The sequence below is a fragment of the Kitasatospora sp. NPDC096128 genome, assembly GCF_040303105.1.
Taxonomy (GTDB): domain Bacteria; phylum Actinomycetota; class Actinomycetes; order Streptomycetales; family Streptomycetaceae; genus Kitasatospora.
In genome coordinates, this window is the sequence record NZ_JBEOSP010000010.1 from 163,447 (window position 1) to 179,447 (window position 16,001).

14 protein-coding genes are annotated in these 16,001 nt (G+C 74.3%); 8 read left to right on the forward strand and 6 right to left on the reverse strand.

Going from position 1 to position 16,001, the window contains the following annotated elements:
• Window positions 1-24: 24 nt before the first annotated feature.
• Window positions 25-861, forward strand: coding sequence for a recombinase family protein (locus ABTY61_RS14330; RefSeq protein WP_350505267.1), 837 nt, complete (start codon window positions 25-27; stop codon window positions 859-861).
• Window positions 862-903: 42 nt separating this feature from the next.
• Here ABTY61_RS14330 and ABTY61_RS14335 read toward each other — a convergent pair whose 3' ends face one another.
• The gene (locus ABTY61_RS14335) at window positions 904-1,479 is read right to left on the reverse strand and encodes a TetR/AcrR family transcriptional regulator (RefSeq protein ID WP_350505268.1); all 576 of its coding nucleotides are present in this window, start codon (window positions 1,477-1,479) and stop codon (window positions 904-906) included.
• 52 nt (window positions 1,480-1,531) lie between these two features.
• Here ABTY61_RS14335 and ABTY61_RS14340 point away from each other — a divergent pair, with 52 nt between their 5' ends.
• From ABTY61_RS14340 to polX, 3 genes are all read left to right on the forward strand, one after another.
• Window positions 1,532-3,004 carry an MDR family MFS transporter gene (locus ABTY61_RS14340; protein WP_350505269.1) on the forward strand — a complete coding sequence of 491 codons (1,473 nt, stop codon included), beginning with the start codon at window positions 1,532-1,534 and terminating at the stop codon, window positions 3,002-3,004.
• A 279-nt stretch (window positions 3,005-3,283) separates the two neighbouring features.
• A complete protein-coding gene (locus tag ABTY61_RS14345) occupies window positions 3,284-3,982 on the forward strand; it encodes a histidine kinase (protein ID WP_350505270.1) in 699 nt (232 codons plus the stop codon).
• A gap of 61 nt (window positions 3,983-4,043) precedes the next feature.
• A complete protein-coding gene (polX, locus tag ABTY61_RS14350) occupies window positions 4,044-5,798 on the forward strand; it encodes a DNA polymerase/3'-5' exonuclease PolX (RefSeq protein ID WP_350505271.1) in 1,755 nt (584 codons plus the stop codon).
• Window positions 5,799-5,825: 27 nt separating this feature from the next.
• Here the strand turns inward: polX and ABTY61_RS14355 are convergent, their stop codons facing one another.
• Window positions 5,826-6,752 carry a carbohydrate kinase family protein gene (locus ABTY61_RS14355; RefSeq protein WP_350505272.1) on the reverse strand — a complete coding sequence of 309 codons (927 nt, stop codon included), beginning with the start codon at window positions 6,750-6,752 and terminating at the stop codon, window positions 5,826-5,828.
• Window positions 6,753-6,755: 3 nt separating this feature from the next.
• Window positions 6,756-7,763, reverse strand: a complete 1,008-nt coding sequence (locus tag ABTY61_RS14360) for a pseudouridine-5'-phosphate glycosidase (RefSeq protein WP_350505273.1) — start codon at window positions 7,761-7,763, stop codon at window positions 6,756-6,758.
• Between the two features lie 139 nt (window positions 7,764-7,902).
• Between ABTY61_RS14360 and ABTY61_RS14365 the strand changes: the two genes are divergently transcribed.
• Entirely contained in the window at window positions 7,903-8,805 is a 903-nt protein-coding gene (locus ABTY61_RS14365) for a LysR family transcriptional regulator (RefSeq protein WP_350505274.1), read from the forward strand.
• Between the two features lie 164 nt (window positions 8,806-8,969).
• Window positions 8,970-10,646 carry a peptide-N4-asparagine amidase gene (locus ABTY61_RS14370; RefSeq protein ID WP_350505332.1) on the forward strand — a complete coding sequence of 559 codons (1,677 nt, stop codon included), beginning with the start codon at window positions 8,970-8,972 and terminating at the stop codon, window positions 10,644-10,646.
• Between the two features lie 302 nt (window positions 10,647-10,948).
• Here the strand turns inward: ABTY61_RS14370 and ABTY61_RS14375 are convergent, their stop codons facing one another.
• Entirely contained in the window at window positions 10,949-11,650 is a 702-nt protein-coding gene (locus ABTY61_RS14375) for a response regulator (protein ID WP_350505275.1), read from the reverse strand.
• A 90-nt stretch (window positions 11,651-11,740) separates the two neighbouring features.
• Between ABTY61_RS14375 and ABTY61_RS14380 the strand changes: the two genes are divergently transcribed.
• The gene (locus ABTY61_RS14380) at window positions 11,741-13,348 is read left to right on the forward strand and encodes a purple acid phosphatase family protein (protein ID WP_350505276.1); all 1,608 of its coding nucleotides are present in this window, start codon (window positions 11,741-11,743) and stop codon (window positions 13,346-13,348) included.
• A gap of 62 nt (window positions 13,349-13,410) precedes the next feature.
• Here the strand turns inward: ABTY61_RS14380 and ABTY61_RS14385 are convergent, their stop codons facing one another.
• Together ABTY61_RS14385 and ABTY61_RS14390 are read right to left on the reverse strand one after the other, a co-directional pair.
• Window positions 13,411-13,902, reverse strand: a complete 492-nt coding sequence (locus ABTY61_RS14385; protein WP_350505277.1) for a hypothetical protein — start codon at window positions 13,900-13,902, stop codon at window positions 13,411-13,413.
• Between the two features lie 79 nt (window positions 13,903-13,981).
• The gene (locus ABTY61_RS14390) at window positions 13,982-15,166 is read right to left on the reverse strand and encodes a histidine kinase (RefSeq protein ID WP_350505278.1); all 1,185 of its coding nucleotides are present in this window, start codon (window positions 15,164-15,166) and stop codon (window positions 13,982-13,984) included.
• A gap of 150 nt (window positions 15,167-15,316) precedes the next feature.
• On the opposite strand from ABTY61_RS14390, the gene ABTY61_RS14395 reads away from it, so the two are divergent.
• Window positions 15,317-15,883, forward strand: a complete 567-nt coding sequence (locus tag ABTY61_RS14395) for a hypothetical protein (protein ID WP_350505279.1) — start codon at window positions 15,317-15,319, stop codon at window positions 15,881-15,883.
• Window positions 15,884-16,001 lie beyond the last annotated feature (118 nt).

The following is a 16,001-nucleotide window of genomic DNA, read 5'->3' on the forward strand; positions in this document are numbered from 1 at the left end:
CGCGGCCGAGCGGAAGGGGAACACGTGGACGGCGACCTGGACGAGATCGCCCGCGCCGAGCTCGTCGAGCGCGAGCCGTGCCCGCGCTGCGGCGCCCCGCCTGGCTCACCGTGCCGCGCCAACTCCGGCGTCGTCGCCGTCGACTACCACACCGGCCGCTACAGCAAGATCCCCGCGCTGCGGTCCGGGCCGGCCATCCGCATCCCCGCCGCGCGCGGCCCCGGCCGCACCTGGCACCCCGGCCCCGAACCCACGCCCAGCGAGACCACCGCGCGCACCGGCGACCGCATAGGCTACGCCCGCGTCTCCAGCAAGGGCCAGGACCTCGACGGCCAGGTCCGCATGCTCAAGGCGGCCGGCTGCATCCGCATCCACGTCGAGAAGATCGGCACCCGCGAGAAGATCCGCCCCGAGTACAACACCGCGCTCGCCGACCTCCGCCCCGCCGACACCCTCACCGTCACCATGCTCGACCGGCTCGGGCGCAACATGGTCGAGCTCATCACCTCCGCGCAGCAGCTCGCCGAGCGCGACCACCGCCTGGAGATCCTGACCGGCCCCCTCGCTGGCGTCTACGACCCCCGCGGCGGCGGCAAGGTCCTCTTCGTGATGTTCGCCGCCATGGCAGAGGTCGAGCGCGAGTTCATCCACGAGCGCACACTCATCGGACTCGACACCGCTGCGGCCAACGGCAAGCACGGCGGCCGGCCCCCGGCGCTCGACGCCGACCAGCTCGCCATCGCCCTGCGCCGACGCGACGCCGACGAGCCCATCACCGCCATCGCCAAGCACCTCGGCGTCGGCCGCTCCACCCTCTACCGCGCCCTCGCCGCCCACGACGAAGGCCAGGAACCTCTCTAGACCTGCGTCACGAGCACCCCGCCCGGACAGGCGGGGCTCGACTCAGGGGGCGATGCCGTGCAGCAGCGTCGCCGTCAGCAGTCTCCCGGTCTCGGCGGGTTCGGTGCCTCCCCGGTGGTGGGCGCGGGCGGCGGCGGCCAGGTGGGCGGAGATGACGGTGACGACCCAGCCGGCCGGGATGTCGGCGCGGACCTCGCCCGCGCTCTGTGCCCGGGTGACCAGGTCGGTGAGGCTGGCGCGGATGTCGCGGTCGGCGGCGGCCGGGGTGCTGGTGATCCCCGGCAGGTACAGGGCCTGGTAGCGGTGGGCGATCTCGGCCAGCGCGGCGACGATGCGCTCCAGCGCCTGCAGGGGCGGGCTGTGGAGCGGATCGACTCCCGCGATCGCGTCGGCTGACTCGTGGGCGGCCTGCTCGCGCAGTGCGTCCACGAGGGCCTCGCGGGTGGGGAAGCGCCGGTAGACGGTGATCCGGCTGACGCCGGCCGCGTCCGCGACGGCGTTGACCGGCGCGTCGGGGTCCTCGGCCCACAGCCGGGCCGCCGCGGCCAGGATGGCGCGCTGGTTGTCCGCTGCGTCGGCCCGCAGCGCGCGGGGCCGGGAGGTGTCGGCGGGGTCCATGCGACTACCCTATATCTGAAACAGCCTGTATCAGTTATGGAGTGTGGTGCCGATGCTGTGGCCCCTGCGGTCCCCTGGGCGGCCCGGCCCGCCGAAGCTGGAACGCGCGGTGCTGAAGGTGGCGTCGGCGGCGGTCTTCGGCTCCGTGCTGTCGACCATGGACGGCACGATCGTGAACATCGCGCTGAACACGATCCGGCGCGAGTTCCACACCACGCTCACCGCCGTGCAGTGGGTCACCACCGGCTACCTGTTGGCCCTCGCCCTGACCCTGCCGGTGTCGGGCTGGCTGGCGGACCGGCTGGGTGCCCGCCGCCTGTACCTCGGCTGCCTGCTGGCCTTCTCCGCCGCGTCGGCCCTGTGCGGGGCGGCCCCCTCGATCGGCTGGCTCATCGCTCTGCGGATCGTCCAGGGCATGGTGGGCGGCCTGCTCGCGCCGCTCGGCCAGACCCTGGTCGCGCAGGTCGCCGGACGCGAGCGGCTGGGGCGGGTGATGAGCATCGTCGCCATCCCCACCCTGATCGGCCCGATCCTGGGCCCAACCGTCGGCGGGGCGATCGTGGCCCACGCCTCCTGGCGCTGGATCTTCTACGTCAACCTGCCGCTCGGCATCGCGGGCGCCGCCTTCGCGGCCCGCCGGCTGCCCCCGGACCCGCCCGCCGAGACCGCCGAGACCCGCAGGCGGTTGGACGCCACCGGCCTGGCCCTGATCGGCCCCGGGCTCGGTCTGCTCGTCTACGCCGTCTCCCGCATCGCCCAGAGCGGCGACCCGACCGACCCGACGGCACTGGCCCTGGGCGCCACCGGCGCGGGTCTGCTCGGCATGTTCACCGTCCACGCCCTGCACCTCGGCGAGAGCGCCCTGCTGGACCTGCGCCTGTTCAAGGACAAGGCATTCGCCGCCGGCACGGCCACCGCTTTCCTGTCCCGCCTGACCGGTGACGGCGTCGTCCTGCTGCTGCCGCTCTACCTTCAACAGGTGCGCGCGATGAGCCCGCTGACCGCCGGCGCCGTGCTGGCACCGCAAGGCCTGGGCGCCATGCTGGCGCTGCCGCTGGCGGGCCGCTTCACCGATACCTACGGGCCGCGCCGCACCGCCTGCGCCGGCGCCGTGCTCGGCCTGCTCGGCACCGCCGGCCTCCTGACGCTCAGCCCCTCCAGCCCCCTGGTCTGGCTGTGCCTCCTGCTGTTCCTTCGGGGCCTGGGCGCGAGCCTTGCCGGTCTGCCGCCGGTCGCCGCCGCCTACCGATCACTCAGCCGCCACGAAGCCGCCGGTGCCAGCACCACACTGAACATCGCCCAACGCCTCGGCTCACCGCTGGGTACCGCAGCCCTCGCCGTCGTGCTCGCCGCCGCCACCCGCACCGCCGACACCGATCCGGTGCGCCTGAGCCACGGCTTCACCCAGGCGTTCGCAGCCGCCACCGCGGCCACAGCCCTCCTGCTCGCGGCCAGCCTCACCCTGCCCGGCCCGCCGGAGCCGCAGCCAGGCGATCACAACGCGAGGTGTGTCCAAACCCACTGACATTTCCGTGTCCAACGACACCCGGAACCGCCCCCGGACCCACCCACCCTCCCGAAAGCCCACCCCCCACACCCCAACCCCGCGCAGCGGAACCCCACCCCCCACTCGGCGGACCACCCACCCCCCGCTCGGCGGGGGCGCCAGCCCCCTTCGCATCCCGGAGCCGGATTGTCACCCGCCCGCAGGAAGCGCAGGCTGGCAGGAGGGCCAGGGAAGCGGCCCGCCCCGGTCGGCCGCGGTACCGATGACGGCCACCGGTCAGGCACGAGGGGCAGGGCAATGGCACGCGGGAAGCTCTGGGGCTACGTCGCTTCGGGGGCCCGGGCGCTCAGCGCGCTCGGCGGCGGCGCGCAGAGCGCCGAACGCGCGGGCGGCGTGGGCGGCGTGGGCCCGTACCCGCCGCTCGCGATGGCCGGCCCCAGGACGCTGTCCCGGACGGAGCTGGACCGGCTGAGCTGGACCGGTCGGCAGGCCGGGTGCGAGCCGCAGGCGCGGCACGTGCAGGTCTCCGAGGTGGTACGCCGGGTGGTGCGCGGCGGTGGCCGGGCGGCGGCCGTCACGGTGCGGCTGGCACCGGGGCTGCCGGTGGTGGCCGGGGACGCCCGCCGGATGGAGGCCGCGATCGCCGGGCTGCTGGACCACGCGATCCGGCGCAGCCCGCTGGGCGACCGGGTGCTGGTCCGGGCGGACGTCAAACGCGCCGGCCTGTCGGCCCCCCGGCCCGCGGCCGGTCGGGGCGGCACCGGACGGGGCACGGCCGGGCAGAGCCGGGAACGCGTCGAGATACGAATATCCGACCGTGGTTCGTACGAGTCGCCCGAGGCCCGTGAGTGGCTGCTGGCGGGCGTGCGCACCACCGGGCCGGTGGGCCCGGCGCTGCACAGCCTGGTCCTGGCGGCCGGCGGACGGCTCGCGGTGGAGCCGACCCCCGGCGGCGGCCTGACCGTCGTCCTCCTGCTCAGCGTCGCCTACGACTAGCGACTGGCCGGGCTCGCCCCACCACCCGGCGAACACCGCGCCCCGAACCTAGACTTGCCCCATGCCCCGGCTCAACGACCAGGTCAGGGAGCTGCTCCAGGAGTACGCCGACCTGATCAACATCACCGGCGGGGACGCCTTCCGGGCCCGCGCCTACGAGAAGGCCGCCCGGGCGGTCGGCGGCCATCCCGAGGACCTCGCCGGTCTGGACGTCAAGGGACTGCAGCAGATCCCCGGTGTCGGCAAGTCCACCGCCGAGAAGATCGCCGAGTACCTCACCGGCGGGAAGATCGCAGCGCTGGAGGCCCTGCGGGCCGAGATCCCGCCCGGCGTACGGGAGATGATGGCCGTCCCCAGCGTCGGCCCCAAGCGTGCCCTCTCGCTCTACCGGGACCTCGGCATCGGCTCGGTGGACGAACTCGCCGACGCGATCCGCGCCGACCGGCTGTCCGGCGTGGCGGGCTTCGGGGAGCGCAGCGGCGAGAAGATCCTGCACGGCATCGAGCTGCTGCGGCAGTCCGGCGGCCGGACCCTCCTCGACGCCGCCACCGACCTGGCCGAGCAGCTGGTCGAGGCGATCTCGGCCGTCCCCGGCTGCACCCGCTGCGCGTACGCGGGTTCGCTGCGCCGGATGCGCGAGACGGTGGGCGACATCGACGTCCTGGCGACCGCCGCCGACTCGGCCCCGCTGATGGCCGCGCTCACCGGACTCCCGTACGTGGCCGAGGTGATCGGCAGCGGGCCGACCAAGACCTCGGTCCGCACCACCGGGGGGATCCAGGTGGACCTGCGGGTCGTGCCCGAGGAGGACTGGGGCGCCGCACTGGTGTACTTCACCGGCTCGAAGGCGCACAACATCAAGCTGCGCACCCGGGCGGTGCGGGCCGGCCTGAAACTCTCCGAGTACGGGCTGTTCGAGGTCGACGGCGACACCGGAAAGGCCTCCGGGGGCGGCTCCAAGGTGGTGTCCGCGACCGAGGAGGAGGTGTATGCGGCGCTCGGGCTGCCCTGGATCCCGCCGACGCTGCGCGAGGACCGGGGCGAGATCGAGGCCGCACTGAACGGTGAACTCCCGGAGCTGATCGAGGAGTCGGACCTGCGCGGCGACCTGCACACCCATACCGATCTGACCGACGGCCTGGCCACCCTCACCGAGATGATCGACACGGCGGCGGCCCGCGGCTACTCCTACTACGCCGTCACCGACCACGCCCCGGACCTGGTGATGCAGCGGATGACCGACGAGAAGATGCTGGCCCAGCGCGAGGAGCTGCGCCGACTCGCCGACCGCCACCGGAAGTTGCGCCTGCTGCACGGCACCGAGCTGAACATCGGTCCGGACGGCGGGGTGGACTGGCCGGCCGAGTTCCTGGCCGGATTCGACGTCTGCGTGGCCTCCGTGCACTCGCACTTCACCCTGGACCGCGCCGCCCAGACCCGCCGGTTGATCCGCGCCTGCGAGAACCCGTACGTCCACGTCATCGGCCACCTCACCACCCGCCGGATCGGCCGGCGCGGGCCGATCGACGTCGATCTGGACGCGGTGTTCGCGGCCGCGGCCCGCACCGGCACCGCGATCGAGATCAACGGCTCCCCGCAGCGGCTCGACCTGCGGGACGAGGACGTGCTGCGGGCCAAGCGGCACGGCGTGCGGTTCGCGGTCGACAGCGACGCCCACGCCACCGGCCAGCTCGCCTACCCGCGCTTCGGCATCGGGACGGCGCAGCGCGGCTGGCTCACCGTGGAGGACGTGGTCAACGCCTGGACGTGGCAGCGGCTGAAGCACTTCCTCCGCAAGGACGCACTACAGAAGTAGTCCACCGCACCTACACCTGCTGTCACTTCACCTGCCGCCACCACACCCGCCGTCGCCGCGCCCGCAGCGACCCGGCTGCCCCTCCCCGAGCGAAGCCCCCGGCGAGCCCAGCACCCGGGCCGCGCTGCGGTGCCCGAGCCCGGTGGCCAGCTGGAGGTCCCCGGTGTCGAGGAACCCGGCCAGGAAGCCCGCCGCGAAGGCGTCCCCGGCCCCGGTCAGGTCGCGCACCTCCGCCACCGGCGGCACCGGCACGGTGAACAGCCCCTCCCCCGGCACGTCCACGGTGGTCGCCTCGGCACCCGCCTTGGTGACCACGGTCGAGGCCGCCAGCCGGGCCCGCTCCGGCCCCGGCAGGCCGTCCACCAGCAGCCCGAGGTAGGCCGACTCGGAGCGGTTGGCGAATACGAAGGTGGGCGCCAACTCGGTGAGCAGGGCGAGGAACCGCTCCCGCCCGTACTGCTCCAGCATGCCGGTGGAGGAGGCGTCCACCGAGGTGGTGCCGCCCGTCCGCCGGACCCGGTCGAGCGCGTCGACCGCCGTCCGGCCGACCGGCTCGCCGTCGAAGGAGTACGCGGGCACGTGCAGGTGGGTCAGGCCGGCCAGCCAGTCGTCCGGGACGCGTTCCAGCAGCTTGGCGGCACCGCGGTCGGGCAGCATGGTCCGTTCGCCGTCCCGGTCGATCAGCACCACGATGCTGCCGGTCTGGCCGTGCCGCTGCACCCGGACGTCCACGCCGTGGCCGCCGAGTTCGGCGACGATGCCGTCCCCGACGGCGTCCGCGCCGACGCAGCCGAGGAAGCGGGCCGGGTACTGCCCGGCGGCGAAGCAGGCGACGTTGGCCGCGCTGCCGCCGCGCCGCCGGAAGACCTGGGCACCGGAGTCGGTGCCGTGCCGCAGCGGTCCGTCGACCCAGACCACGATGTCCTCGACGAGGTCGCCGAGCACCCCGAGCACGGCTCAGGCCCCGCTGGTCGCGGCAGCGGCGCCGTCGCCCTCACCGGCCCCACCGGCCCGGCCCGCCGAGGCGGCCGAAGCGGTCAGGGCGGTCAGGGCGGTGGCGATCTCGCCGCCGAGCCGGACGTTGCCCCGGTAGACCTCGACGTTCACCTCCAGGCTGCGCCCGCCGGTGTCGCGCTGGATGTGGTCGAGCAGGAAGGGCGTGGAGGCGTTGCCGGTGATGCCCCGGCGCTCGGCCTCGGCCCAGGCGCGGGCCAGGATGCCGTCCAGCTCCTCCGGCGGCAGCTGCTTGGCCGGGTCGACCGGGTTGGCGATCAGGACGGCCTGCGGCAGTTCGAGCCGGTCGCGGGCGTCGATCACCCCGGCGGCCTCCTCGGGCGACTGCACGGCGAAGTTGATCTCGTGGCCGGAGTCGGTGACGTAGAAGCCGGGGTACTTGGTGGTGCGGTAGCCGATGACCGGGATGTTGAGGGTCTCGAAGCGCTCCAGGGTGGCCCGGATGTCGAGGATGGACTTCACCCCGGCGCTGATCACGGTGACGGGGGTGGCGGCCAGCGTGGTCATGTCGGCGGACTCGTCGAAGCTCTCGGAGGCGCCGAAGTGGACGCCGCCGAGGCCGCCGGTGGAGAAGACCCGCACGCCCGCGCGGTGGGCGAGGAAGGCGGTGGCGGCGACGGTGGTGCCGCCGTGCCGGCCGAGCGCGGCGACCACCGGCAGGTCCCGCAGGCTGACCTTGTCCAGGCCGTCGGTGGCGGCGAGTTCGGTGATCTGCTCGGTGCTCAGGCCGACGGTGGGGACGCCCGCGTGCACGCCGATGGTGGCCGGGACGACGCCCGACGCGCGCAGCTGCTGCTCGGCCTCCAGCGCGACCGCCAGGTTGCGGGGCCGCGGCAGGCCGTGGGTGAAGATCGTCGACTCCAGGGCGACCACGGGACGGCCGTCGGCGACGGCCTGCGCGACCTCCTCGGAGATCTGGATGGCGGGGGTGCTGGCGGGCAGTCCGGTCATGGGGGCGAGCTTCCTGTGAGATGCCACTGCGGTGGGGCAACGTGACGCTCAGCGTAGGGACGGTTCGGATCGGAAACCAGAATGAGTCCTGGGGTTTCCGATAGCCGGTCAGCTATTGGTTCGCACTAGGATGACCCGCATGGGCTTCACCTTGCGGCAGCTGGAGGTCTTCCTGACCGTCGCCGAGACGCTGCACTTCGGCCGGGCCGCCGAGCGGCTGCACATCTCGCAGCCGACGGTCAGCCAGGAGGTGGCCCGGCTGGAGCGGACGGTCGGCGTCGAGCTGTTCGACCGCAGCCGCCGCTCGGTCGCGCTGACCGGTGCGGGTGAGGTGATGGCGGCCGAGAGCGCGCGACTGCTGGAACAGGCCGGGGCGATGCTGGCCCGGGTCCGGCTGCACGAGGCCTCCCGGCTGGGGACGGCCCGGATCGTCGCCTCCCCCAGCGTGGTGAACCGGCTGCTGCCCGCCGTGGTCAGCCGGGCCGAGCAGGAGCTGCCCGCGCTCGACACCGCCGAACTCGCGGTGGACACCGGCCAGGTGTCCGTCACGCTGGCCGGTGAGCTCGCCGACATCGGCCTCGGCCGCTTCCTGGAGGACGTCCCCGGCTACCGGCTGGAGCGGATCGCCGACGAGCCGGTCCGGGTCGCCCTCGGCCGGGACCACCCGCTGGCCGGGCGGGCGACCCTGCGGCTGGCCGAACTGCGGGACCTGCCCCTGCTGTTGTGGCCGCGCGAGCAGCACCCCCGGTACTACGACCACGTGCTCGGCCTGTGCGCGGAGCACGGCGTCGACCCGCCGGTGCTGGTCAGCCCGCCGCGGATCGTCGGCTCCCGGCTCTACCTGCTCGCCCGCAACCGCGCCTTCTCGCTGGTGCCCGGCTCGATGACCGGCCACCTCACCGAGGACGTGGCCACCGTACGGCTGGAGGGCCGGGCCACCCTGCCGCTGGAGATGCAGTGGCGCACGGACGACCGCCGGCCCCCGCTGGCGACGCTGCGCCACCTGATCCGGCAGGAGGCCGCAGCCCTGGAGGAGTGGTAGGGCCGGCCCCGACCACCGCGCCGGCCGGGCGGACCGACGACCCCGCAGGAGCGCCGGAAAGCGACTCTTGACGCTCACATGCCACCGCCGGAAGGATGCCCGGATCACCCACCCGGCCCGTCGCGCGCCGACGGGCCGCCCGACCCCGGGGATCCACCTTGGCCATGTCCCCCCGGCGCTCCCCGCGCCCCCTGCTGCATCGCCTCGCCGGACTGCTCGGCGCCACCGCCCTCACCCTGGCCGGCACCCTGACCGCCGCCGCCCCCGCCCACGCCGACTTCGGCAGCGGCTACCACGACCCGGTCACCGCCGCCAAGCCGCTCACCCGCCCCGACACCCGCTCCTGCACCGTCGAGGTGATGCACGACCGGGAGTTCCGCAACGGCTACGGCAACCCGCCCGACACCCCGTACACCACCACCCTCACCCCGCCCGCCGACTGCGCCGGGCCCTGGTCCGCGGTGGTCCTGGACCTCCACGGACAGGTCGCCGGGCGGCAGTTCGACCGGATCTTCAGCGTCCGCGTCGGCGGCGTCCAGGTGCTGCTGTCCTCCACCCCGGAGCCGTCCAAGGACGGCATCCAGTGGAACGTCGAACGCGATCTCACCCGCTACGCCCCGCTGTTCGCCGCCGGACCGCAGCCCTTCTCGCTCGACCTCGCCAACGTCACCGACGCCACCTACACCGGTGTCTACAAGCTCTCGGCGAGCCTGACCTTCTACACCGCGAACGACCGCTGGCCCGCCGCCCGCGGCGCCGACCAGGTCCTCACCACCGGCCCGTTCACGCTCACCCAGGCCGCTCCCGGCACCGGCACGGACCTCACCTTCCCGCAGAACCTCCAGCGGCTGACCGCCGAGGTGTACGCGCGGGGCGGCGGGGCCTGCGAGGAGTTCGCCTACGCCTCCGCGCCGGACGCCTTCGTCGCCGCCAACCCGTCGATCGGCGCCTGCGGCAAGGGTCCGTTCCGCGAACTGCGGCTCACCGTGGACGGCCGGGTGGCCGGCGCGGTCTGGCCGTACCCGGTGGTCTACACCGGCGGCTGGGACCCGCTGCTGTGGCGGCCGGTCCCGGGGATCTTCGCCTTCGACCTGCCCGCCTACCGGCTCGACCTCACCCCGTACATCGGCCTGCTGCTGGACGGGCGCCCGCACCGCGTCGGCATCACGGTCAACGCGTCCGAGGCGCAGAGCAACGACGTCTGGACCGGCCAGGCCAACCTGTTCGCCGAGGTCGACCACGGCACCGCCCGCACCTCCGGGCAGCTCACCGACTACCGGGTCGCCCCCGAGGCCGCCGTCACCACCCAGCTCGCCGACCACGGCGGCGGCAGCGGCGACTGGACCGTCACCGCCGCCCGGCACGACCTCGCCCGCGGCTGGGTGCAGACCTCGCACGGCCGGATCACCACCGAGGTCCGCGACGACCTCGCGTTCAGCTCCGCCCAGCAACTGCGCGACAGCGGCAACGACGTGACCCTGCACAACGGCGCCGACCTCACCCGCACCACCGCCACCTGGGGCGGCGGACCGCACCGCAGCACCACCGTGCACGAGGGCGAACCGCTGGACGTCAGCTACAAGGTGACCCACGACGCCGCCGGGAACACCGACCAGACCACCGCGATGGACCTCGGCTACCACCGCGAGGCCACCACCGCGACCGGCGGCCACGTCACCGGACGCACCACCGTGGACCACACCCTGCGGCCCACCGCCACCCGCCACGACGGCGACCGCACCGTCCGGACCGGCAGCAGCACCGAGGACTACCGCAGCACCGGGCCGGGCGGGCCGTACCACCGCACGCTGAGCTTCGTGGACGGGTGGCCGAAGCCGTAGAGCTCGGCGGAAAGAGCCCCGAGTTGCGAGATTTGCCCGAATTCGGTCCGTTCACCCCTGGTGCACGGGTCGTAGGAGGCGCATGATGGGAGGTGGACCTGCGAGGTAGCTGAAGGAGTTCGACCGCAGGAGGCAGTGGCGACAGGTCGAGACGGATCAGGGTCTGCCGCTGGTACTACCTCGGTCGACGATCGAACTACCGGCCGGAGGACGTGACGTCCGGAGGCCACCCCCACCTCGTAGGTTCCGCGCGTCCACGGAGCATCCCCTCGGTTCCGTGGACGCGCTCTTCCGTCGCTCCCCTACCGCGGCACCGGGTACCCCATCTCCCAGGCGTGCACCGCGATCCCGACCCGGTTCGGCACGCCCAGCTTGCGCTGGATGCTGGCCACGTGGGTCTTCACCGTGCCCGGGGAGATGAACAGTTCGGCCGCGATGTCGGCGTTGGTCCGGCCCGCCGCGACCTGGCCGGCGATCTCCACCTCCCGCTCGGTGAGCGGCACCACCGGCACCACCGGCACCACCGGACGACCGGCCTGCCGCTCCGGCCGCCCGGATCCTCGCGGCGCCGTCACGTGCCGCAGCAGCCGCACCGTGACCGACGGGCTGATCAGGCTCTCCCCGTCCGCCGCCGCCCGGACCGCCTCGGCCAGCAGGGCCGGGCCGGACCGCTTCAGCAGGAACCCGGACGCGCCGTGCCGCAGCGCCGGGTAGACGTACTCGTCCAGGTCGAAGGTGGTCAGCACCACCACCCGCACCGAACCGGACAGCCGCCTGGTCACCTCCAGCCCGTCCAGCCGCGGCATCCGGATGTCCACCAGCGCGACGTCCGGCCGCAGTTCGGCCGCCAGCTCCAGCGCGGCGACCCCGTCGACGGCCTCGCCCACCACCTCGATGTCCGGCTGGGCGTCGAGGATCCGGCGCACAGCGCGCCGCACGGCCTCCTGGTCGTCCGCGATCAACACCCGGACCACCCGCGGACACTCACCGTTCGTACTCGTCACACCGGGCAGTCTCCCGCACCGACCGGCCGCCGGGAAAGTTCACGCCGTCGGTCCGGCGCGGTTCACCTCCGCCCGGTGAAGCTGGCCGCCATGAACGCTTCCAGTGGACGCCCGCCCGTCGGTCCGCCAGTCAGCCCCTCCGTCAGCCGGCGCGGGCTGCTGGCCGGGGCGACCGGCCTGAGCCTCGGCGGCGCCGTCTCCCTCTCCGGCGTCACGGCCACCCCCGCCGCCGCCTCCCCCCTGCTCTGGGAGCGGCCCGACCGCTCCGGTGCCCCGCGGGTCGGCGGACTGCACCTGCAGTTCGGCCCGGACGCCTCGCGCGAGGTCACGGTCTCCTGGCACACCACCGCCTCCGTCTCCAACCCCCGGGTGGTGTACGGGACTTCGCACGGCGGCTTCGGGCGCACCGAGCAGGCCGAGACCCGCACCTACCGGGACGCCGCCTCCGGCACCGAGGTCCAGGTGCACCACGCCCGGATCGGCGACCTGCACCCCGACACGGACTACGTCTACGCGGCCGTCCACGACGGCGCCACCCCCGAACTCGGCACCGTGCGCACCGCGCCGCGCGGCCGGGCCGCCTTCACCTTCACCAGCTTCGGCGACCAGGGCACCCCCACCCTCGGCAAGCAGACCGCCAACGGCTACGCCAACGACAACCTCGGCAGCCCGGCCGCAGGCGACACCACCGCCGGGGTCGAGCGGCTCGCCCCGCTGTTCCACCTGGTCAACGGCGACCTCTGCTACGCCAACCTCTCCACCGACCGGGTCCGCACCTGGTCCGACTGGTTCGAGAACAACACCCGCTCGGCCCGCCACCGCCCCTGGATGCCCGCGGCCGGCAACCACGAGAACGAGAAGGGCAACGGCCCGATCGGCTACGGCGCCTACCAGGCCTACTTCGACCTCCCGGACTCCGACGCGGACGACGAACTGCACGGCCTCTGGTACGCGTTCACCGCCGGCTCGGTGCGCGTCATCAGCCTCAACAACGACGACGTGGCCTACCAGGACGCCGGCAACAGCTATGTCCACGGCTACTCCGGGGGCGCCCAACAGCGCTGGCTGGAGCGCGAGCTGATCGCCGCCAACGCCGACCCGGGGATCGACTGGATCGTGGTCTGCATGCACCAGGTGGTCATCTCCACCGCCGACAGGTTCAACGGCGCCGACCTCGGCATCCGCGAGACCTGGGTGCCACTGTTCGACAGGTACGGCGTCGACCTGGTGGTCTGCGGCCACGAGCACCACTACGAGCGCTCCCACCCGATCCGCGGCCAACAGCCCACCGACACCCGCACCCCGATCCCGGTCGCCACCGGCACCGAGACCATCGACACCACCCGGGGCACCGTCCACATGGTCATCGGCGGCGGCGGCACCTCCGCCCCCTCCAACCACCTCTTCTTCACCCCGCCCAAGGCCCGGGTGATCACCGGCGTCGGCCCCGTCGACCCGGCCACCGGCAAACGGCCCCCGGTCTACGTGATCGAGGACGCCCCCTGGTCCGCCTTCCGCGACGCCGAGAACCCGTACGGCTTCGCCTCCTTCGACGTCAACCCGGGCGAGCGCGGCGGCGACACCACCATCGACGTCACCTACTACTCCGTCAGCGGCCCGTACGGAGACCTCGTCCCGGTCGACCGCTTCACCCTCACCCGCCCCCGCGGCCTCCGCGGCGGCGGCCGGGAGCGCTGACCCGCACCCACGGCCCGGCCTCCGGCCCCTGGACCCGTCGGCGCCCGGCCGCGTCGGCGGGTCTACATGTGCGTCCACCCGCCGTGGGCGAGGAGCCCGATGGGACCTGCCCCGACCAGGACGGCGAGCACCGTCCCCAGCGTGCCGCGGTTCTGCCGGGCCGTGAGCAGCAACATGACACCGGTCGGGACGCCGAAGACGATGACCGGCAACGAGAGAAAGAAGTACGGGGCCGAGCACACGGCCTCGAGGCCGAACTGGCACCAGCCGACGACCAGGCAGGCGTTCCGGAACGCCGGCTCGCGCGGAACGGCCAGGGGCAGCAGGGCCGTCCCGAAGAACCCGAAGAACAGGCCCCAGAACCACGCGCCGCCGCCGCCCCTCGCCAGGACGTCGACGGTCCACGGCAGCAAGGAGGCTCCGGCCAGGGCGACGAGGACGCGCCCGCTGGGCCTGACCCGACGCCGCACGGGCTCGGCGGGCACTTCGCCCGGCCGGTCGGCGAACGCCGCTTCGACCGCGAAACCGGGCTGTGCCGACAGTGATTCGCTCATTTCCATCCCCCCAAGAACGATTTGAACGCGTTCAACATAGCGCTCCGACCGTCCTACGGAAAGACCGGGGCCCGTGTCGCTACCGCCCCGGCAGGGTGCAGCACACCTCCCAGCCGGACGGCCCGTGCGGGCCCGAGGTCAGGGTGCCGCCGTGGGCGGCGGCACGGGCGGCGAGGCCGGCCAGACCGGTGCCACCGGAGCCGGGGCGGCGGCGCAGCCGGGGCCTGCGGGCGGACGGCCCGCCGGTGTCCCCGACGGTCACCCGGACCGTGCGGCCGTCCGGCCCGGGGACCACCCGGACCGTCACCCCGGCGGCCCGCGGGGCGTGCCGGCGGACGTTGGTGAGGGCCTCCAGGACGACGGCGTACGCGGTGGCCTGGACCTCGACGGCGAGCATCCCGGCGGCCTCCGGGGCGAGCTCGACGGTGGCGCGCGGGCCGCCCGTCGTCCCGAAGCGGGCGACCAGCTCGGGCAGGTCGGCCAGGCCAAGGTGGCGGGTGGTTCCGGCGGCCGCCGGATCCTCGCGCAGGGCTCCCACCATCTCGTCCATCGAATCGAGCGCCCGCAGCCCCGCCTCCTCCAGGCGCCGCAGCAGGGCGGCCGTCTCCTCCGGTTCCTGGTCCGGGAGTTGGCCGGCCTGGGCCTCCAGCACGATGCCGGTGATCTCGTGGGCGACGAAGTCGTGCAGCCCACGGGCCACTTCGAGCCGCTGCTCGCGCCGCGCCCGGTCGACGGCGCGCTCCCGGCGGGCCTCCGACACCCGCAGGTAGAGGCCGGCCCCGGCGACCCCCAGCACCGGCAGCAGGGAGAACAGCACCCCGACCACCGGCCCGGCCGCGCCGCCCTGCGGCACCCGGAGGGCGAACCGCAACGGCAGCAGCACGGCCGCGAGGGCGACCGCCCCGCCGACCGGCCCGGCCCGGCGGTCGGGCAGCCGGCGGACGGCCCGGAACAACACCCCCAGCAGCGCCGGCCATTCGAGCGGCAGCCAGAAGGCGGGCAGCCGGTAGGGCCCCGGGTAGCCCAGGTCCAGCAGCAGCGAGGCCCCGGCCGCCGCGCCGGCCGCGACGGCGAGCGTCACCCCGCCGAGCGGCCACGGCAGCAGCGCCACCGCAGCGGCGAGCGCGGCCGTCAGAGCAGGCAGCAGGGCCGCGCCGCGCTGCCCCGGGTGGGCGAGAACGACGGGTGCGAGCAGCAGGAGGACGGCGACGACAGCGGGCCATCGACGGCGTCGGGCGGGGCGGAACTGACGGTCGGTGCGCACACCGCCGAGCCTAGGGGCAGCTCTCCGGGGGGAGACCCGGTCCTCCCCGCGAAGGAGTCGACTCCCCTCCGCAGCGGGAGGTCTGCGCGGCCCGCCCGGGCCAGACTCGAAGCCGTCGGAACAACCGCCCGCATCGGAGGCCGCACCACCATGAACCGTCGTCTCGCCGTCGCCGCGACCGCGCTCTGCCTCCTGGCGGCCACGGTCGCCACCGCCGCGCCGGCCTCCGCCGCCACCGCCGCCCCGACCCCGGCGGCGGCGCCGGTCGCCGCCGACCACGCCTCGGTGCGCCTGCACGGAAGCGGCAGCACCGTCCTCGACTCCAGGTTCACCACCTTCGAGGGCGACCCGGTCCAGCTCACCGTCGACGCCCGGGCCGACGCCCTCAAGCCGCTGGAGACCACCCGCGGCCACTTCCACGTCCGCCACGTGCACACCGACGGCCGGCTGGTCGCCGACTTCGAGGGGGACATCACCTGTCTGGCCGTCGGCGGCCGGGAGGCCATCGCCACCGGCGTGGTGACCGGGGGCGAGGCGCCGTGGTTCCCGGGCAGGCCGCTGATCGGCCAGAAGGTGGCGCTCTCGGTGGAGGACGACGGCCGGCACGGGGACCGGATCGGCTGGGTCTGGGGCTTCTTCGGCCAGCCGGTCTCGGACTGCCAGGGCACGGTACCGTTCATCCGCACGACCGGTGGCGACTTCACCGTGCGCGGCTGACCACCGCCCGACCAGGGCCTTTCGGCGTCCGACCGGGCCGGGGTGTCACCACCCGCCCGATCCCCGGACCCCCTGGAGGCCCCGATGCTCCCCGACCGCCCGACCCCACCCGGGCCGA